Annotated in this window: 18 protein-coding genes; 7 read left to right on the top strand and 11 right to left on the bottom strand. The window is 62.1% G+C overall.

The annotated features are described in order from the left end of the window. Positions 1 to 54: 54 nt before the first annotated feature. Both ACKPCU_RS18590 and ACKPCU_RS18585 read right to left on the bottom strand, forming a co-directional pair. Positions 55 to 858, bottom strand: coding sequence for a metallophosphoesterase family protein (locus ACKPCU_RS18590; RefSeq protein ID WP_321348988.1), 804 nt, complete (start codon positions 856 to 858; stop codon positions 55 to 57). Continuing rightward, the gene (locus ACKPCU_RS18585; protein WP_104738760.1) at positions 855 to 1,820 is read right to left on the bottom strand and encodes a diacylglycerol/lipid kinase family protein; all 966 of its coding nucleotides are present in this window, start codon (positions 1,818 to 1,820) and stop codon (positions 855 to 857) included. Before ACKPCU_RS18585 ends, ACKPCU_RS18590 begins: the two co-directional genes overlap by 4 nt. Before the next feature lie 202 nt (positions 1,821 to 2,022). On the opposite strand from ACKPCU_RS18585, the gene ACKPCU_RS18580 reads away from it, so the two are divergent. Next, complete coding sequence (locus tag ACKPCU_RS18580; protein WP_321348983.1) at positions 2,023 to 2,571, top strand: cytochrome b; 549 nt, start codon at positions 2,023 to 2,025, stop codon at positions 2,569 to 2,571. A gap of 73 nt (positions 2,572 to 2,644) precedes the next feature. Here the strand turns inward: ACKPCU_RS18580 and ACKPCU_RS18575 are convergent, their stop codons facing one another. Together ACKPCU_RS18575 and ACKPCU_RS18570 are read right to left on the bottom strand one after the other, a co-directional pair. Next, the gene (locus ACKPCU_RS18575) at positions 2,645 to 3,340 is read right to left on the bottom strand and encodes a phosphatase PAP2 family protein (RefSeq protein WP_321348981.1); all 696 of its coding nucleotides are present in this window, start codon (positions 3,338 to 3,340) and stop codon (positions 2,645 to 2,647) included. A 10-nt stretch (positions 3,341 to 3,350) separates the two neighbouring features. Then, complete coding sequence (locus ACKPCU_RS18570) at positions 3,351 to 4,184, bottom strand: hypothetical protein (protein ID WP_321348979.1); 834 nt, start codon at positions 4,182 to 4,184, stop codon at positions 3,351 to 3,353. Positions 4,185 to 4,457: 273 nt separating this feature from the next. Here ACKPCU_RS18570 and ACKPCU_RS18565 point away from each other — a divergent pair, with 273 nt between their 5' ends. Further along, positions 4,458 to 4,931, top strand: a complete 474-nt coding sequence (locus ACKPCU_RS18565; RefSeq protein WP_229744444.1) for a DUF3087 family protein — start codon at positions 4,458 to 4,460, stop codon at positions 4,929 to 4,931. A gap of 17 nt (positions 4,932 to 4,948) precedes the next feature. Here the strand turns inward: ACKPCU_RS18565 and ACKPCU_RS18560 are convergent, their stop codons facing one another. The 4 genes from ACKPCU_RS18560 to ACKPCU_RS18545 form a co-directional block, all read right to left on the bottom strand. Continuing rightward, positions 4,949 to 5,266 (bottom strand): antibiotic biosynthesis monooxygenase family protein, encoded by a 318-nt coding sequence (locus ACKPCU_RS18560; protein WP_104738765.1) that lies wholly within the window; start codon positions 5,264 to 5,266, stop codon positions 4,949 to 4,951. Positions 5,267 to 5,281: 15 nt separating this feature from the next. Beyond that, complete coding sequence (locus ACKPCU_RS18555; RefSeq protein ID WP_321348976.1) at positions 5,282 to 5,587, bottom strand: DUF2845 domain-containing protein; 306 nt, start codon at positions 5,585 to 5,587, stop codon at positions 5,282 to 5,284. A 19-nt stretch (positions 5,588 to 5,606) separates the two neighbouring features. After that, entirely contained in the window at positions 5,607 to 6,203 is a 597-nt protein-coding gene (locus ACKPCU_RS18550; protein ID WP_321348974.1) for a DUF805 domain-containing protein, read from the bottom strand. A 122-nt stretch (positions 6,204 to 6,325) separates the two neighbouring features. Beyond that, positions 6,326 to 8,503 (bottom strand): malate synthase G, encoded by a 2,178-nt coding sequence (locus tag ACKPCU_RS18545; RefSeq protein ID WP_321348972.1) that lies wholly within the window; start codon positions 8,501 to 8,503, stop codon positions 6,326 to 6,328. Between the two features lie 182 nt (positions 8,504 to 8,685). Between ACKPCU_RS18545 and bipL the strand changes: the two genes are divergently transcribed. Further along, on the top strand, positions 8,686 to 9,618 hold the full coding sequence (gene bipL / locus ACKPCU_RS18540; protein WP_321348970.1) for a phospholipase BipL: 933 nt from the start codon (positions 8,686 to 8,688) through the stop codon (positions 9,616 to 9,618). A gap of 49 nt (positions 9,619 to 9,667) precedes the next feature. Here bipL and ACKPCU_RS18535 read toward each other — a convergent pair whose 3' ends face one another. Continuing rightward, on the bottom strand, positions 9,668 to 11,008 hold the full coding sequence (locus ACKPCU_RS18535; RefSeq protein WP_321348968.1) for a sensor histidine kinase: 1,341 nt from the start codon (positions 11,006 to 11,008) through the stop codon (positions 9,668 to 9,670). Between the two features lie 69 nt (positions 11,009 to 11,077). Here ACKPCU_RS18535 and ACKPCU_RS18530 point away from each other — a divergent pair, with 69 nt between their 5' ends. Continuing rightward, the gene (locus ACKPCU_RS18530) at positions 11,078 to 13,069 is read left to right on the top strand and encodes a TonB-dependent receptor domain-containing protein (RefSeq protein WP_321348965.1); all 1,992 of its coding nucleotides are present in this window, start codon (positions 11,078 to 11,080) and stop codon (positions 13,067 to 13,069) included. A 32-nt stretch (positions 13,070 to 13,101) separates the two neighbouring features. Here the strand turns inward: ACKPCU_RS18530 and ACKPCU_RS18525 are convergent, their stop codons facing one another. Further along, positions 13,102 to 13,782: a response regulator transcription factor gene (locus tag ACKPCU_RS18525; protein ID WP_321348964.1), complete on the bottom strand. Its 681-nt coding sequence runs from the start codon at positions 13,780 to 13,782 to the stop codon at positions 13,102 to 13,104. 106 nt (positions 13,783 to 13,888) lie between these two features. On the opposite strand from ACKPCU_RS18525, the gene ACKPCU_RS18520 reads away from it, so the two are divergent. The 3 genes from ACKPCU_RS18520 to ACKPCU_RS18510 are packed head-to-tail and all read left to right on the top strand — an operon-like array spanning position 13,889 to position 16,115. Next, a complete protein-coding gene (locus ACKPCU_RS18520; protein ID WP_321348961.1) occupies positions 13,889 to 14,200 on the top strand; it encodes a hypothetical protein in 312 nt (103 codons plus the stop codon). Next, positions 14,197 to 15,783, top strand: a complete 1,587-nt coding sequence (locus ACKPCU_RS18515) for a PepSY-associated TM helix domain-containing protein (protein WP_407651866.1) — start codon at positions 14,197 to 14,199, stop codon at positions 15,781 to 15,783. Before ACKPCU_RS18520 ends, ACKPCU_RS18515 begins: the two co-directional genes overlap by 4 nt. Next, positions 15,780 to 16,115, top strand: a complete 336-nt coding sequence (locus ACKPCU_RS18510) for a DUF3325 domain-containing protein (RefSeq protein WP_321348956.1) — start codon at positions 15,780 to 15,782, stop codon at positions 16,113 to 16,115. The genes ACKPCU_RS18515 and ACKPCU_RS18510 overlap by 4 nt, the downstream gene beginning before the upstream one ends. A gap of 64 nt (positions 16,116 to 16,179) precedes the next feature. Here the strand turns inward: ACKPCU_RS18510 and ACKPCU_RS18505 are convergent, their stop codons facing one another. After that, entirely contained in the window at positions 16,180 to 16,926 is a 747-nt protein-coding gene (locus ACKPCU_RS18505; RefSeq protein WP_321348954.1) for a DUF2059 domain-containing protein, read from the bottom strand. Positions 16,927 to 16,992 lie beyond the last annotated feature (66 nt).

Genomic DNA, 16,992 nt, shown 5'->3' with positions numbered 1-16,992 from the left:
TCCGGGCAACGTGGGGGCGACAGTGTACTGGAGCGGTCGGGGCGCGTCAGTGCTTCAGACGCTGCGGTCCAGTGCCAGCTCGGTATGGCTATAGAGGCGGAAACTGCGGCTGGTTTCGGCGTAGTCCCAGCGTTCTACTGAACAGCTGTGAAAGGGGCCGTCGGTGCTGTGTTCGATCAGGTTGATCGAATTGGGTACCTCCCCGCGTATGCGTGATGACAGTGCGGTCCCGGCTTGGGCGGTCCAGCCCTGGCGGCTGCCGCTGCCGCTCAATGGTCGTACGTAGGGCAGATGGATGTGCCCGGCCAGCAGCAGGTCCATGCCTGCATCGATCCAGCGCGGAACGACTTGCTCGTGACCCTTTAGCAAATTGGCCTGGTCCGACGCTTCAATCGCGGCAACCGGATGGTGCTGGATGACAATGCGCAGTTGCTGGCTGCGTGCGCTGTGCAGGAGACGACTGACGCGCTCGATCTGACGCTCACCCAGTTCACCGTTCTTGTGTCGCTGGGGTCGGGTGGAGTTAACTCCGATGATTAGTAGACGACTGGTTTGGTAAAGGGGCTCCAGGTCGTTGCTGATATGGCTGCGGTAGTTGCCGTAGGGGTTGAACAGCCGGCTGAACAGGTTGAATAGCGGCAGGTCGTGATTGCCCGGGACCGACAGCACCGGTGCTGGTAGCTGATCAACAAACGCCCGGGCGCGACGGAATTGGTCTGCCCGGGCGCGCTGGGTAATGTCGCCAGTGAGGACAGCCAGGTCGGGGCGCTGCTCTGCCGCGAAGGCGAGCAGTGCAGTCATTACCTCCGGTTGCTCGGTGCCAAAGTGCGGGTCGGAAAGATGCAGCAGGCGGGTCATGCGTCGTGCTCCCGCAGACTCTCGTCACGCGGCACCAAGAGTGGCAGGCATTGATCTGCAACCTGAAACAGCAGCGGTGAGTACATCCAGCTGATTTCGCCGTCCATCGCCACCTTGACCTTGCGGCCGCTCTTGCCCAGGCGCACGCGCATGCGCTGGAAGGCAAAGCTGCTGACCTGTTCGGCGTCGCCGAGTCGGCTGAGCAGGCCACGCAGTACCAGACCATACAGCGCAAGCGTGCCCATCGGTCTGGCCGTCATGGCGACCAGTTGCTTGCTTTGCAGGGCGTCGCGCTCAGCGATACCCAGGTGTTCAAGCTGCAGGGCATTATTGCCGACCACGATGGTCTGGGTGCGCAGGTGACGCAACTGGCCGCTGGTTTCCAGTTGTACCCTGAACTGCCGGTGGGCGCGAAACAAGGTGGCCAGCGCTGACCATAAGGCGACCAGTCGGCTGCGGCCGTAGCGTTGCTTCCAGGCTTCGCGGTCCTCGAGCAGCGTCGGATACAGACCAAGACTGGCGTTGACCAGAAACACCTTGCCGTTGAGCAGGCCGACCTGAACCGGCTCGATCACCGCGTCGAGCAGGCAGCGACAGGCGTGCTCGGTATCCTGCGGAATACCGTAACTGCGGCCGAAATAGTTGAAGGTGCCTTGCGGCAGGATGCCGAAAGGAACTCCGCTACCGAGGACCAGATTGCTGACTGCGTTGAGCGTGCCGTCGCCGCCTGCCGCGATAACGGCTCCATGCTGCTGGCGGGCCTGGGCCAACGCTGCACGTGCCTGATCAGGCAGCTCGCTGCCGTTGATGGCTTCAAAGATGGTGAATCGACGACCAGCGTCGCCGAGGACGCGCTCGATAGTTTGGCGGACCTCTCCACCTTCATGCCTGCCTGAGCTCGCATTCAGCACGATGAATAGAGGTGTTTCGGCGGGCAGTGGCTGTCGGGCGCTCTGGGTCATGCGGTACCTCGCTGCTGCGTGCCTCGAGCTTGCCGGCCCGGCGCGCAGATCCTGACTGGTTTGGGGTTTAGTCAGGGGGGAACTGCGGAAGGTTCAATTTGCAGTTACCCGATGGCGCGTTGGAAGGACTGTCTTAAGGATGGATTAAGACTCAGCGCTTAAGCTCTCTCCATTATCAACCCACGCTCAGGAAGACATTGCCATGCAGGCCTCGAACGAACGTTATCACTCCCTTAATGTGACGCTGCACTGGGTCATGCTGCTGCTGATTGCGGCGGTGTATGCCTGCATCGAGTTGCGTACCAGTTTCCCCCGCGGCAGCGACCCCCGCGAGTTGCTTAAGCACTGGCACTTTGCGCTGGGTATGGCGGTGTTTGTGCTGGTCTGGTTGAGATTGATCGGGCGCCTGCTGTTTCGTGCCCCAGCCATCACGCCGCAGCCGCCAAGCTGGCAGCGTGCTGCCGCCAGTGCCATGCATCTGGCTTTGTATGGCCTGATGATCAGTTTACCGTTGCTGGGCTGGTTGATCCTTAGTGCTGGCGACAAGACGCAGATATTCAGCTGGCTGACATTGCCATCGCTGGTTGCCCCTGATCGCCAGTTGGCTGGTCAGTTGAAAGAGATTCACGAGTGGCTTGGGGTCGCCGGGTACTGGTTAATTGGCTTGCATGCTGCGGCAGGTGTCGCTCATCACTATCTGCTGCGCGACAACACCCTGACGCGGATGCTGCCCGGCCGGTCAGGCAACTGACGGACGGGCCCTGGGCTGAGCACTCCGGTTCAGTCCAGGGCCTTGCACTATCTGCTGCCGGCCTGTGCGTGAGTTATGCCGCTTGTCGGCAGCCGGGCAACTGGCTCAGCAGCAGAGGCAGGGCAAAACCGGTAACCGCACCTGCCAACACGTCGCTGGGCCAGTGCACGCCAAGCGTCATCCGGGACAGGCCGATCAGGACAACCCAGATCAGCGCCGTTGACCACCAGGCAGACTGCCACCGGGGCATGCGCCGCGTCGCAACAATAGCCAGTGCGCCCGCGCAGGCTGCGGTGCCGAGGGTGTGCCCGCTGGGGAAGCTGTAGCTGCTCAGTTCTACGGTACTCCATAGTGCTGGCCTGGGACGGGCAATCAGCGCTTTGCTGACTGTCACCAGCAGGGCGCCGCCAAGCCCGGATAGCGCCAGCAGCAGGGCGTTTGAGATGTCCCTGCGCAGCAGCAGCCAGGTCACGCTGAGGCTAATCAGCAACGTCAGGAATACCGCCGACCCGCTATGTGTGAAGCCTCCCAGCAGAGCGCTCAACAGTGCGGGGGTATGCTGGCCTATCTGGCTGAGCAGAGTGTGGTCCAATGCCTGGCTGAGGCGTGGCACTACCAGCGCCGTAAGCCCTGCTGCGAGCACCAGCAGGCACGCCGGAAGGGTGAGACGACGCGGCGCTGGCCTCTGCCCCTTGCCGGGTGTCAGTGCCGCATACAGTAGCCCCGAGGCGACTGCCGCACTTAGCAGTAACAGGGGCAGGTTCTGCATGGGGCGTAGCTCAGAAGGTGTAGGTGCCGGGTTGAGGGTCCAGCGTGGGCGGCAGTGGCGGCTTGACGGCGGGCTCTGGTGTTGGTTCCGGCGCTGCCGGGGCGGTGGGCTCCGGTTCGCTGGCGGCGACGTGCTCGGCCAGCGTGGCCTTCCAGAGGGTCTCGAACTCGCCTACGAACTGCTTGAAGCTATTGCGCTCGGCCAACTGACGCGCGTTGTCGATGGCAGCCTCGGAGTTCCACATACTGGTGCGCTGTGACTCCCGGGCACTCGATTCGGCTGCGCCGTAAATGAATCCGGTACGTACATCCACCAGTAATGCAGAGGTGGTGGCGCTGACGAAGGCTTCCTTATTGGGCAGGAAGCCCAGGGTCACGGCAGACAGCGGGCCCAGCGACGTGCTCTCGACGTTGAAGCGGGTATCCAGCGTGTAGATCAGCAACAGATCGGCTTTCAGGCGGGCAGCACCGAGGCGCAGATCCCTGATGGTGTTCAGTTCCTGCGGCAGGATCAGGCGGGTAATGGGGGCAACCGCTGCAATGTCGTCCAGTGCCGCGATGCGCTTGAAGTCGTCTTCGCTTTCGACGTCCCGGGTGGTAACCACGCTGAAGCTGCCGGTGCCGTAGCTGTCGGCGGTCAGCGAGCGGTAGCCTGCCGACTGCACGCGAACCACGGCCAGACGGGCCGGAAATTGGGCTGCGGGTTCAAGGGACATCAGTTCAACAATGTCGTCATCACCCAGCGTTGCCATGTTCACCCCGGCGGCTGGGGTGGTGTAGGTGGCGCAGCCTTGCAAAATGGCAAGGCCGAGGGCAAGCAGGGACACAAGAATACGTCGATTCATCGGCGTAGCGGTTCCTCGGGAATGGGGTGGGCGAATCCGCAAGGCTGGTAGCAACGGCGGGTTCTGCGAACGGTAAATGGTATCGCGTTGAGCGCAGGGCAACAATCTGCGACAGAATCTTTCTTGGACTCACTGTGGTGTGCTGCGCGCTACCGGATGGAACACGTACACTGTCATCTTTGCCGACATTCAGGGTGGTAGTCCGTGAGCGAACTTTTCCGAATTGAACATCGTGACCCCGAAACGTTCAGGCGTCAGACCCGGCGCAGCTCTATGATCGTCGTGGCGACCTTCGCTTTGTTTGGCATGGCTATCCCTGCCCTGCTGGTTGGCCTGTTCGGCGGTGCGGGTGAGGGCGGCAACTTTGGCTTGAACCTTGTGGGCGTGCTGCTGGCTGCAGCGATCACCGCGATCCTGGTGCGGACTGTGTTTCTCAAGCAGAGCTGGATGGACGCAGCAGCCTATGGCTGGCGGCTGAAGCGGTCGCTGATGCGGGTTACCAATCAGATGCATCAGGTTAAGGATGGAGTAAAGGCCGGTGATGAGTCTGCCATGCTGCTGCTGCGCTTTTACCATCTTGGTCTGCAGGAGATGCACCACCTTGATGGCAACACCAGCGAGATGCTGGAGTTGGTAGCCGAGCGTGAGCAATTGCGTGAGGCGCTGGCGGCGCGTGGGGTGTCGGAGGAGCAGCTGGCGCTGCGAAGCGAATGGCTGGAGCATGTGGCGGGCAGCGGAAAAAATTAGCGCCCGAGGTCGTCGGGCTACTTTTTGGCTGGCGGCATGACAACCCATTCAGGCTCGTCGAACTCGCCGACAAAGCGGATCTCACAGCAGTGCGCCGCGCCGCGAATAATCTCCTCAACGGCCGGGTTGGGCGTGTCCTCCATCGCATCCCGCGCGGCCTTGCTGTCCCAATGGGCAATCGCGATTAGTTTGTCCGGATCGCGCAGGCTGCGATGCAGCTCGGTGCCGCGTGCGCCGGGAGCCTGCTGGATCAACGTGCTGGCTCGCACCCAGGCGTCGGCATAGTCCTCTGGCTGAAAGCCCGGTTTGATCGTTACCTCGAAGATATATTTCATTGCGAACTCACTGGTTCAGCGTCGCGTGCTTTCGATATCAACCAGGCGCCCGTCGATAAAACGCAGCTCGCGGACCATGCCGTTGCTCGGGCCGTAGATCCAGTGGTCAACGGTGACGCTGCCCTCTGCCGGGTAGCCATCGGGGTCGATATGACGAGGGGTGTGCTGGCGCGAGTCAGGTTCGCCACACTGCTCAAGCACCTCCGCCATAATGGCGCCAGTCGCAATGATGCCGTGGTCACAGCGCATGGTGGCAGCCTGAACCGCGCTGCATGCCACTAGACCAATCAGTGGCAGGGTGATTCGGTAGATATGGCGCATGCAGTTGATCTCCATCTGGTCAGGGGTGGCCCCACAGTGCTTGTTGCAGTGCCAGGGCCAAGGCCGCTTTGGCACTCAGGATCTGCTCTCCGTGATACCAGAATGTGGTCAAGACCGCTACAAAGGCAACGGCCAGCAGTCCCAGACTGAGGTAGCGCTGTGACGCGGTCATTGTCTGACTTGCCTTACCGAAGCGATTTTCGGTGCGTTGTCCCGGCCAGATTAGCAGATAGACGCCGAGCACTGGCCCCAGGGGCGTCAGGCTGATCAGGCTGAGCCAGCCGCTCCGGTTGAGGTCATGCAGGCGACGAATCATCAGGCTGAGGGCCAGCCAGCAGTGGAAAAACAGGATGGAGCCAGCACTCAGTAGCAGCGAGCGCAGCTCATGGCCGAATAGATACCATGCGGCCGCATAGAGCGGCATCGGCAACAGCAAATTGAGCACCGCGTGGTAGAGCCAGTACCACGACAGCGAAAGTCGGCCGTGCATAGCGATGAAGCTGGGTTGCGCAGGGCTCTTGCTGCGACTGCTGCGGTGGGCTGCTGGGCTGACGACCCGCTGGCTCGGTTCGGCGGTTAGCGACGTGTTTCCCAGAACGGGCTCGATGCGATTCATTGCGCTTCCTGCGTAGATATTATTGTTGTGGTGACCATCATGCCGCTTACCCTGGCAGGGGCCAAGATGGCAGGCACAAAAAAGCCCGGCGCGATGGCCGGGCTTTTTGCTGGCTGCGGGTCTTACAGGCCGAACTTGGCCTTGAACTCGCGGCGACGGCGGTGCAGGACCGGCTCGGTGTAGCCGTTCGGCTGCTTGGTACCTTCAACGCACAGTTCAACGGCGGCCTGGAAGGCAACGCTGTCGTCAAAGTTCGGCGCCATCGGCTTGTAGGCCGGGTCGCTTTCGTTCTGACGGTCAACCACTGCAGCCATGCGCTTCATGGTTTCCATGACCTGCTCTTCGGTGCAGATGCCGTGGCGCAGCCAGTTGGCGATGTGCTGGCTGGAGATACGCAGGGTCGCGCGGTCTTCCATCAGGCCAACGTCGTTGATGTCCGGTACCTTGGAGCAGCCGACGCCCTGGTCGATCCAGCGCACAACGTAGCCGAGGATGCCCTGGGCGTTGTTGTCCAGTTCCTGCTGGATTTCTTCGGCAGACCAGTTGGTGTTCGGTGCCAGCGGAATGGTCAGGATGTCGTCAACGGAGGCCGGAGTGCGCTTGGCCAGTTCGTCTTGACGCTCGGCAACGTTCACCTTGTGGTAATGCAGGGCGTGCAGGGTGGCGGCGGTCGGGGACGGAACCCAGGCGGTGTTGGCACCGGCCATCGGGTGACCGATCTTCTGCTCCAGCATGGCAGCCATCAGGTCGGGCATGGCCCACATGCCTTTACCGATTTGCGCACGACCTTTCAGGCCGGTGGCCAGGCCGATGTCGACGTTGTTGTTCTCGTAGGCACCGATCCAGACTGCGCCCTTGATTTCGCCCTTGCGGATGAACGCGCCGGCTTCCATGGAGGTGTGGATCTCGTCGCCGGTACGGTCAAGGAAGCCGGTGTTGATGAACACAACGCGCTCGCTGGCGGCCTTGATGCAGGCCTTCAGGTTGACGGTAGTACGACGCTCTTCGTCCATGATGCCGACTTTCAGGGTGTTGCGCGGCAGGCCCAGCATGTCTTCAACGCGGCCGAACAGTTCAGTGGTGAACGCCACTTCTTCCGGACCGTGCATCTTCGGCTTAACGATGTAGACCGAACCGGTGCGGGTGTTCTTGCGGCTGGTGTTGCCGTTCAGGTTGTGCATGGCGATCAGGCTGGTGACCGCTGCGTCCATGATGCCTTCCGGCACTTCGTTGCCGTCCTGGTCCAGGATCGCGTCGTTGGTCATCAGGTGGCCGACGTTGCGAACGAACAGCAGGGAGCGACCGTGCAGGGTCAGAGTGGTGCCGTCGGCCTTGGTGTATTCGCGGTCCGGGTTCATGGTGCGGGTGAAGCTGCTGCCGCCCTTGTTGACGGACTCAGCCAGGTCACCTTTCATCAGGCCAAGCCAGTTGGCGTAAACCACGGTCTTGTCGTCGGCATCAACGGCTGCGACGGAGTCTTCGCAGTCCATGATGGTGGTCAGCGCGGACTCCATCAGCACGTCTTTTACGCCGGCAGCGTCGGTCTGGCCGATGTTGCTGGTCGGGTCGATCTGGATTTCAAAGTGCAGACCGTTGTGCTTGAGCAGCACGCCAGCCGGTGCCGCAGCGTCGCCCTGAAAGGCGATGAACTGGGCGGCGTCTTTCAGGCCGGTGGTGCTGCCGTCTTTCAGGGCAACGCTCAGCTGGCCGTCCTTGATGGTGTAGCTGGTGGAGTCGACGTGGGAACCATTGGCCAGCGGGGCTGCCTGATCAAGGAAGGCGCGAGCGAAAGCGATAACCTTGTTGCCACGGATTTCGTTGTAACCGGGGCCCTTGGTGGCGCCGCCTTCCTCGGAAATCGCGTCGGTGCCGTACAGGGCATCGTACAGCGAGCCCCAGCGGGCGTTGGCAGCGTTCAGGGCGAAGCGGGCGTTCATGACCGGCACAACCAGCTGAGGGCCGGCCATGGTGGCGATTTCTTCGTCAACGTTCTGGGTGGTGGCCTGGAAGTCAGCGGGTTCGGGCAACAGGTAGCCGATTTCCTGCAGGAAGGCTTTGTATTCGGCGGCGTTGTGGGCTTGACCTGCACGCGCCTGGTGCCATGCATCGATCTGAGCCTGGAAGTCGTCACGCTTGGCCAGCAGGGCCTTGTTCTTGGGTGCCAGATCCTTGATCAGGGCTTCCACACCGCTCCAGAAGCTGGCGGCATCAACGCCGGTGCCGGGGATGGCACGCTCGTTGATGAAGTCGTGGAGAACTTTGGCTACTTGCAAACTGCCAACTTGGACGCGATCTGTCATGTTACACCCTCACTGTGCTGACAACCTGCGCGCTACGCGCATCAGGACGTGGAAATTGGAGACGCGGTATGTTACACGATGATCGGTTGCAAATCATGCCTGACGGGCGTAATTCTGTCGGGCCAGCCGTGGAACAGGGAGTGACCGGCGGGTCTGTTTCTCCTTCTCTCACTGGACACCGAATGGATCACGCTTTCTTTTCTTCTCTCGCTGAACGTCTCCCCGTGCTTGCCCCGGGGCTGGCGACGGATGAGGCTGCGCGCCGTTACGCTGGCTATTACGGTATTGATTTTCGCGATCGGGCCGAACAGCATCTGGGCCGTATTGAGGTCGATGGTTTCAGCGTCGCCACGCAGATCTGGAAACCGCCGGTGGCGCGCGGCACCTTGCTGATCCTGCACGGCTACTACGATCACATGGGGCTTTACCGCCACCTGATTCAGTGGGCGTTGGAGCAGCATTACGCGGTGCTGGCGTTTGATTTGCCCGGGCATGGCCTGTCCAGCGGCGAGCGGGCCAGCATTGACTGTTTTTTGCGTTACCAGAAAGTGCTTGATGGCGTACTGGAGCAGGCGCTGCGCTGGCAGCTGCCGGCCCCGTGGCACATGCTCGGGCAAAGTACCGGTGGGGCGATTCTGATCGACCGTCTGTTGCATGGCCCGTTGCCGGCGGAACTGGGGCAGACCGTGCTGATGGCGCCGCTGGTGCGGCCTAAACAGTGGGTCTTCTCGCAGATGGGGCTAAAGCTGCTGGGTGGCTTTGTTCAGCAGCTCAGCCGCCGGTTTACCGATAACTCCACTGATCAGGCGTTTCTCGACTTTATCCGCAGTCAGGATCCGCTGCAGCCGCAGGTGCTGCCGGTTGCCTGGGTACAGGCTTTGGAGCGCTGGATTCCGCGCATCGAGTCGGCCGCAGCAGTGGCGCATCGGCCGCTGATCATTCAGGGGCAGGAGGACGGTACCGTCGACTGGCAGCACAACATTCAGGTGCTTGAGAGCAAATTTTCCGGGCTCGACACCTTCTACCTGCCAACCGCCCGTCACCACCTTGCCAATGAGCACCAGACGCTGCGTCAGCAGTATCTCGACTGGCTTGCGCCGCGGTTGTTGTCCTGATTTTTGGGCGCGCTGGTCAACGCTGTCAGCGCGCTTGACCAGCCTGGCCTTATCGCGTGGAAGGCAGGCTGAGACGCAGGGTGCTGGGGTGTTCTGCGTCGAAGCAGACACTGCCGCCGAGGTTTTCCACTACCCGACGCACAATGGGCAACCCTAGACCGGTACCGGTGCTGTCCTGTCGTCCCTTGCGAAAGCGCTCGAACATCGCCTCCTGTTGGGCCTTGGGGACACCCTGGCCAGCATCGGCAATGCTGACTTCCACCATCTGCGCGCCGCGCCAGGCGCGCAGATGTACCGGACCCCGGCCGTGTAGCAGCGCATTCTCCAGCAGGTTGACCAGTGCCAAGCGCAGCTCCTCAGCCTGTCCCATGCTTTCCAGCCCATCCTCCACCTGTATCTCCAGTCGCCGCTGCTGTGCTTCGAACAGCGGCAGCAATGAGGCCGCCACTTCGCGCACTAGCCGTGACAGTGCCGTGCTGCTGCGCGGAGCGGCGACGCGCTGTCCATCCTCCTGACGCGCCAGCGCCAGCAGCTGTTCTGCCAGCCGGGTGAGCTGGCGCATTTCCTGTTCCAGTGCCACCCAATCCGGCTTGCCGCTGCGGCGAGCGTCCTGCAGTCGCAGGTCCAGCACCGTCAGCGGCGTACGCAGCTCGTGCGCGGCATCAGCGATGAAGCGCTGCGAGGCATCGTAAGCCCCGGCCAGTCGGTCCAGCGCCTGGTTTGCTGCATTGGCCAGCGGCTGCACTTCTTGCGGAAGGTCGGCCAGCGGAATCCGTTGGTCCGGCGCCTGGGGGCCAATATTGGCGGCCAGCGCGGTCGCGCGGCGTACCGGGCGCAGAGTCCAGTGCAGCAGGGCGAGGATAAGCGCGGTGCTCAGCAGGCCGAGGGGCACGATAAACAGCAGGCTGTGACGCAGCCGATCAAGCAGCAACTGGTTGAGCATGTCGCGCTCTGCCGCATCGTTGCGCGAGACCATCAGCACGGAGCCATCGGGCAGTGCAATGGGCACATTGATCACCTGCCCACCAAAGGGGCTCCAGTGCCACCAGCTGTCGTGATCATCCGGCGTGGGCAGACGCAGGCGACGCGGGCGCGGCATGTAATCGGCGAAGCTGTGAAGGCTGCCGTCTGGATTGTAGAGGGTGTACTCCATTTCGCTGCCGGCGTGGTAGCGCGGCAGTGTGCTGATGGGCTGATCAGCGCTGTAGTGCTCACTGACGGTACGGGCCTGTAGCTGCAGGATGCTGCGCCTCAGGTCGTCCCGCGTTCCATAGGTGAGCACGGCCGACAGGCTGGCGCCGAGGACAAATACCAGTAGCAGTGCAATCAGGATTCGCAGGCGCAGGCTGCGCCGCGATCTCGTCAGCTTGCCGTCAGCAAGCGCTGGCATAGTGTCGCTCGCTAATAATATTGAGAATATTTATCATTTGCATTAATGGTTTCAGGGGAGTCAGCACGCATGCCAGCACAAACCAAACATCTGCACAAGCGATTCAGTCCGGCGCTATTGGCGCTGTCCGTGGCGGCCTCGCCAGCGCTTGCTGAGGACGACGTCAACGGTGATGTTGTCGAACTCAAGGAAATTGTGGTGACGGCGGCCGGTTACGAGCAACAACTGATCGATGCCCCAGCCTCGATCACCGTGATCACTCAGGACGATCTGGAGGGCAAGTATTATCGTGATGTCACTGACGCCCTGCAGGATATTCCGGGTGTATCCATCGAAGGCGGTGCTGGCGGCAAGCTGGAAAGCACCAGCATCAATATTCGTGGCCTGGGTGAGAGCTACACCCTGTTTCTGATCAACGGCAAGCCGTTGGGCGCATCGACCGAGGCCTATTACAACGGCTTCGGCAGTGCCACGCAGGTAGGGTGGTTGCCACCGCTCAACGCCATTGAGCGGATCGAGGTAATTCGCGGCCCGATGTCGTCGCTCTACGGCTCCAGTGCGCTGGCGGGGGTAATCAATATCATCACCAAGGAAGTGGCGGACGAATGGGGTGGGCGCGTCAGCTACGATTACCTGCTGCAACAGGATAGCGATGCTGGTGCCGCGCGCCAGGCCAATTTCTATGTCAGTGGTCCACTGGTGGCTGATCGCCTTGGGCTGACTCTTTACGGCTCCAGCTACCAGCGTGACGAGGATGACATTCAGGGCGGTTACGCTGACAAGGAGCGGACGGACGGCACCGCGACGCTGAACCTGAAAATCAACGATGCCAACAGCCTCGAGCTGGAGGGGGGGCGGGCCGAGCACGACAATGAGCGAACCGGCAGGTCTGGCTCGCAGAGAGAGATGAACAATGTCCGCACGCATTATGGCCTGACCCACACGCTGCGTTGGGGCGAGCGCTTCGAGACCCGCAGTTTCCTGATCGATGAGAAAGTCGAAATCGAGAACGGCAGTGTCGAATCGGCCTACGCCAGCACGCTGGCCAACACCAAGACGGTGCTGCCGCTGGAAAACCAGACCCTGACCCTGGGCGCTGAGTACAAGTGGGAAACCACCGATCATGACGGCAGTCGCTTCTATGGTCGGGCCAACAACCTGTCGCTCGAACGTTGGCAGCGAGCGCTGTTTATCGAAGATGAATACTACCTGACCGAAGATCTGTCACTAACCGGAGGCCTGCGTTACGACGAGAATGAGCACTATGGTGAAGAGCTGATCCCGCGCTTGTATGCCGTTTATCGGATGACTGACGAGTGGGTGCTCAAAGGGGGCGTGAGCGGTGGCTACAAGGCACCAACGCTGAAACAGGCGGACCCGAACATTGTTGAGAACGCGGCGCGTAGCCGCGCCTTCGACATGGGTAACGCAGACCTCAAGCCGGAAAGCAGCGTCAACTATGAAGCCGGCGTGATGTGGGACGCGGCCAACGGTATCAACGCCGGCGCCACGGTCTACTACACCGAGTTTGAAGACCAGATTGGCCGCAAGGTGATCTGCGATACCCGCGACGGCTCGGATCCGATCTGCGAGGTTAACGGGGTGACGCGTGAATACATCAATCAGTACACCAACCACGACTCGGCCGAGCTGCGTGGCGTGGAACTGTTCTTCAATGTGCCGCTTGGTCCGGTTGACCTGAAGACCAACTACACCTACTCCGACAGCGAGATTACCGAGTCCAAGGACTCGCCGGAAAGTGTTGGTCAGCCGTTCAACAACCTGCCCAAGCATATGCTCAATCTGGGCGTGGACTGGGCGGCAACCGAGGCGCTGGGCGTCTGGGCCAAGGCTCGCTACAAGAGCAGCACAGTGGAAGACTCCTCCAGCCAGCTGCCGTCCTACACCCTGGTTGATGTCGGTGCGCTGTATCACCTGAGCGATAACTTTGATGTCTACGGCGGGCTCTACAACCTGTTCGACAAGGAAGTGACCGCTGAGGACTACGGCAAGAGGCTGGATGGTCGTCGCCTGAACCTGGGGCTGGCATTTAACTTCTAGTCCCTGTCGAGCGGGGGCTTCTGATCAGCGGCTCAGGCCGAAGCCTGGGTGAGCCGGTAGCCCAACCCACGCAGGGTTTCGATACTGGCGTCGGCACCCGCCGTCGCCAGCTTGCGACGCAGGCGTGACACCGCGGCTTCAATGGCGTTGGGCGTGACGGCCTCGTCCAGTGCGTACAGGCGCTCTTCCAGATGATCCTTGACGACCACCCGTGGCGCGCTACGCAGCAGCTCCTCGAGCAGGGCCAGCTCACGCTTGGGCAGTAGCAGCGGCCGGGCGTCGACCTCGACGTCGCGATGCTGTTCACAAAAGCTCAGGTTGCCCATTTGCAGGCGACTGCTCTGGCGAGGGCCGCAGCGGCGCAGTACGGCGCGCAGACGGGCCTCCAGTTCAGCCATGTCGAATGGCTTGAGCAGGTAGTCGTCGGCACCGGCATCGAGCCCGGCAATGCGGCTTTGTACGGCATCGCGGGCGGTCAGGATCAGGCAGGGCAATTGCGGGTTGCGGCTGCGGCTACGTTGGGTCAGCAGTTGCAGCCCATCCATATCGGGCAAACCCAGATCAAGGAGCATCGCGTCGTACTGGCTAAGGTCGAGCATGGCCAGAGCGGCCTGACCGTTCTGCGCGAGGTCAACCACAAACCCGCTGCGGCGCAGGTGTTTGCCCAGCAGTTCGCCTAGCGAGGGGTGATCTTCGACGATGAGTAGTTTCATGGCGCGGATGTCCTGCCGGTTGTCAGCATCTGGTCAGCCAAAATTGCGATAGTGATATGCATTCTTATTCAGCGCCTGTGCAGGGCGCAAGTCAGGGACCTTCCCAATGAGCAATCTTTCTCCGCCGACGCTCTGGCTGTCGGCATTGGCGCTGCGGCGCTTGGATGTAACTGTGCGCTGCCTTCTGGCCGTGCTGGGCGGTTATCTGTTGGCCGCGCTCTATACCGCCAGCCTGGCACGCCTGCTGCCCGGTGAGGCGGCACAGGCGGTGCTGGCGGCAACCCAGTTGTCCTTTCTGATCTACTGCGTGCTGGTGATCTGGGCGTTTTGCGCGAGCAGTGCTCTGCGTGCCTGGCTGGTCACTGTGTTGTTCTGCCTGCCACCGCTGGCACATCTGTTATGGGTGGGGGTGTTATGAACGGCATGGGCTTTCGGCAGAGCAACGCCTGGCTGCACACCTGGGTGGGGTTGCTGCTTGGCTGGTTGCTGTATGCGGTGTTTTTGACCGGGACTTTGAGCTTTTTCCAGGATGAGATCAGCTACTGGATGAAACCTGAGCTGCACGCCGCCACTCCGGGGCCGCAGAGCACCCAGTTGGCGCTGCAGCAGTTGCAACGCCGTGCGCCGGATGCGCAGCTCTGGCAGATCGATCTGCCGGACGAGCGCGATCCTGAGTTGCAGATTCAGTGGTTTGCGCCGGGTGAGCATATCGGCAAAAGGGGAGGCGAGCGGCTGACGTTGGACGCGGCAAGCGGTGAGCCTCTGCAGGTGCGTGAAACGCGGGGCGGGGGCTTTCTCTATCGCTTTCACTTTGAGTTGTACGCCATGCCGCGCCAGGCCGCGCGCTGGATCGTCGGCATTGCGACCTTTGTAATGCTGGTGGCCATCGTCAGCGGAGTGGTGACGCACAAGAAGATCTTCAAGGATTTCTTCACCTTCCGCCCGGCCAAGGGGCAGCGTTCCTGGCTGGACGCCCACAACGCCACTGCCGTGCTGGCATTGCCGTTTCACTTCATGATCACCTACAGCGGCTTGCTGCTGTTGATGTTCATGCTGATGCCATGGGGTGTGCAGAGCCAGTATCAGGGCAATATGCAGGCGTTCTTTGGCGAGCTGCGGAGTCGGGGTGAACCCGTGGCCGAGGTGGCTTCTGAGCCCGCTGCGCTGACCCCGTTGGCGCCACTGCTGGCTGAAGCCAATGCGCGCTGGGAGCGGGGTGTGGCAAGCATCCGCATTACTCGACCCAATACCACTGCAGCGCAGGTGGAGCTGCGCGAGCAGGGCGGCGACAGCTTGCTCCAGCGCGGTGGCGCCGAGCGGTTGCTGTTTGATGGCGTCAGCGGCGAGGCGCTGACACAGCCGGTGGAGCAGACACCAGCGGTGGCCAGCGCGGTTTATAACGTGTTTTCCAGTCTGCACCTGATTCGCTTTGCTGGCCCGCCGCTGCGCTGGTTGTTCTTTGTCAGCGGCCTGCTGGGTACCGCGATGATCGCTACCGGGCTGGTGCTCTGGGTGGTCAAGCGACTGCCGCAGCGTATCAAGGCGGGGCGCACGCCGCTTGGTCATCGGCTGGTTGAGGTGCTGAATGTCGGTACCATTGCCGGCTTGCCCTGCGCCATCGCCGCCTATTTTCTGGCCAACCGGCTGTTGCCGGCCCAGATGCCGGGCCGTCTGGACTGGGAAATCAACGTGTTCTTTCTGGTCTGGGCGCTCTGCCTGCTGCATCCGTTGTTGCGTACGGCGCGCCAAGCCTGGCTGGAGCAGCTGGCGCTGGGTGCGCTGCTGTTCGCCAGCCTGCCGTTGATCGGTCTGCTGTCGGCCCACAGTGGCCTGTTCAGCAGTCTGGGACGGGCTGACTGGCTGCTGGCGGGCATGGATCTGACCCTGCTGGCAACGGCAGCTGCACTGGCCTTCGCTGCCTGGAAGCTCGCCCGCCATCAGCCGCCGGTACGCGCTGCCCGCCCTCGGTCGGCGCCGCGTCGTCAGGAGGTCGCCCTGTGATTACGCTGACGCTGTTGCTGTGCCTGCTGGGCATGGTTTGTCTGTGCCTGGCGATGCCCAAACACTCTGAGGCCGCCGCTGGGCACAAGCCCTCCGCTGGTCAGGGGCGCGCCCTGCAGCTGATTGGTTGGGCGTTGTTACTACTGGCGCTGTGGCCGGCGGTGCGCACGGCGGGTCCGTCGGTGGGGCTCGCGCTGTGGGCCGCCGCACTGACGCCGGCAGCCGTGCTCAGTCTGTTGCTATTGAGCTATCGACCGCGCTGGCTGTCACCGGTGCTGTCGTTGGTCAGAGCGATCAGCCCGTCGACCAGAGCATCGCGCCAGCGTGGGTAGCCTTTGCTCTGCCGCACCTGATCCAGCGCGGGCTGCAGAGCATGCCGTCGGTGTTACCAGGGCACTACGGGTTGAGCGCGTCGCGTGCGGCGGCGCTGGCGGCCTGGAAGAAGGCGCGGCCGGTGTCGGACTCGCTCCAGTCGGCGTAGTCGCTCAGTTGCTGGTCGCTGAGGTCCCGGTAGACGTAGGCCAGGGTTTGCGGCAGGTTGGGCTCCATCTGCGCGCGCAGCGTTCCGCGGCCCTGTCCTGCCAGACCGTCCGGGATGGTCAGCAGTCCGCCCAGCATGTCATTCGCGCTCTGGGTCGCCAGACTCGCCAACGCCAGCGATACCTCTTCACCCATGTCCAGAGCCGGGAGTTGCTTGCCGAGGCGGCTCAATAGCGCTGTCCGCGCGGCGCTGGTGTTCTGTGCCGGTACCCCGTCCTGCATGCGGCTGACCTCGGCGGGCGAGGTGGCGCGGGTTTCGGCGGCGATGATCTGTTGGCCCAGGGTGCTGCGATAGAACTGCAGGGCGTCATTCAGTTGCTGGTCCGACAGGTTGATAGAGAGGCTGGCCATGGCGCGGGCTTCCATGCGATCCGGGGCGAAACGTTCGCTACTCTTGCGCATCAGGCTGTCGGCCAGTGCGGCCGGTAGCTGAGCGGCATAGCGGCTGCTTGCCTTGCTCAAGGCTTGCTGGAAGTGCTGTTGATGTGTCTGCATTCCGGAGGCCTGGTAGAGCTGGTGGGTATCGGCCTGAACGGCCAGGCCAAAGCTGACAAGACCGGCGAAGACTGTGCCTTGGGCGGCGCGGAGCAATGTCTGTGACATGATTCTCTCTGAATGTGGCAGTGCGGAAAATTGCTTGCCTGTTGGGGGCGATCACCTAAAATGAGG

The sequence above is a fragment of the Halopseudomonas oceani genome (assembly GCF_963677335.1).
Classification (GTDB): domain Bacteria; phylum Pseudomonadota; class Gammaproteobacteria; order Pseudomonadales; family Pseudomonadaceae; genus Halopseudomonas; species Halopseudomonas oceani.
The sequence above is the reverse complement of the archived record's forward strand: the minus strand, read 5'-3'. Positions and strand labels throughout refer to the sequence as shown.

What these genes read in the sequence shown, in the direction of transcription:
- ACKPCU_RS18585 (WP_104738760.1), bottom strand. Translation starts at nt 1,820, where the DNA reads ATGACCCAGAGCGCCCGACAGCCACTGCCCGCCGAAACACCTCTATTC.
- ACKPCU_RS18530 (WP_321348965.1), top strand. Translation starts at nt 11,078, where the DNA reads ATGCCAGCACAAACCAAACATCTGCACAAGCGATTCAGTCCGGCGCTA.
- ACKPCU_RS18550 (WP_321348974.1), bottom strand. Translation starts at nt 6,203, where the DNA reads ATGAATCGCATCGAGCCCGTTCTGGGAAACACGTCGCTAACCGCCGAA.
- ACKPCU_RS18545 (WP_321348972.1), bottom strand. Translation starts at nt 8,503, where the DNA reads ATGACAGATCGCGTCCAAGTTGGCAGTTTGCAAGTAGCCAAAGTTCTC.
- ACKPCU_RS18535 (WP_321348968.1), bottom strand. Translation starts at nt 11,008, where the DNA reads ATGCCAGCGCTTGCTGACGGCAAGCTGACGAGATCGCGGCGCAGCCTG.
- ACKPCU_RS18570 (WP_321348979.1), bottom strand. Translation starts at nt 4,184, where the DNA reads ATGAATCGACGTATTCTTGTGTCCCTGCTTGCCCTCGGCCTTGCCATT.
- ACKPCU_RS18560 (WP_104738765.1), bottom strand. Translation starts at nt 5,266, where the DNA reads ATGAAATATATCTTCGAGGTAACGATCAAACCGGGCTTTCAGCCAGAG.
- ACKPCU_RS18515 (WP_407651866.1), top strand. Translation starts at nt 14,197, where the DNA reads ATGAACGGCATGGGCTTTCGGCAGAGCAACGCCTGGCTGCACACCTGG.
- ACKPCU_RS18525 (WP_321348964.1), bottom strand. Translation starts at nt 13,782, where the DNA reads ATGAAACTACTCATCGTCGAAGATCACCCCTCGCTAGGCGAACTGCTG.
- ACKPCU_RS18505 (WP_321348954.1), bottom strand. Translation starts at nt 16,926, where the DNA reads ATGTCACAGACATTGCTCCGCGCCGCCCAAGGCACAGTCTTCGCCGGT.
- ACKPCU_RS18520 (WP_321348961.1), top strand. Translation starts at nt 13,889, where the DNA reads ATGAGCAATCTTTCTCCGCCGACGCTCTGGCTGTCGGCATTGGCGCTG.
- bipL (WP_321348970.1), top strand. Translation starts at nt 8,686, where the DNA reads ATGGATCACGCTTTCTTTTCTTCTCTCGCTGAACGTCTCCCCGTGCTT.
- ACKPCU_RS18565 (WP_229744444.1), top strand. Translation starts at nt 4,458, where the DNA reads ATGATCGTCGTGGCGACCTTCGCTTTGTTTGGCATGGCTATCCCTGCC.
- ACKPCU_RS18555 (WP_321348976.1), bottom strand. Translation starts at nt 5,587, where the DNA reads ATGCGCCATATCTACCGAATCACCCTGCCACTGATTGGTCTAGTGGCA.
- ACKPCU_RS18580 (WP_321348983.1), top strand. Translation starts at nt 2,023, where the DNA reads ATGCAGGCCTCGAACGAACGTTATCACTCCCTTAATGTGACGCTGCAC.
- ACKPCU_RS18575 (WP_321348981.1), bottom strand. Translation starts at nt 3,340, where the DNA reads ATGCAGAACCTGCCCCTGTTACTGCTAAGTGCGGCAGTCGCCTCGGGG.
- ACKPCU_RS18590 (WP_321348988.1), bottom strand. Translation starts at nt 858, where the DNA reads ATGACCCGCCTGCTGCATCTTTCCGACCCGCACTTTGGCACCGAGCAA.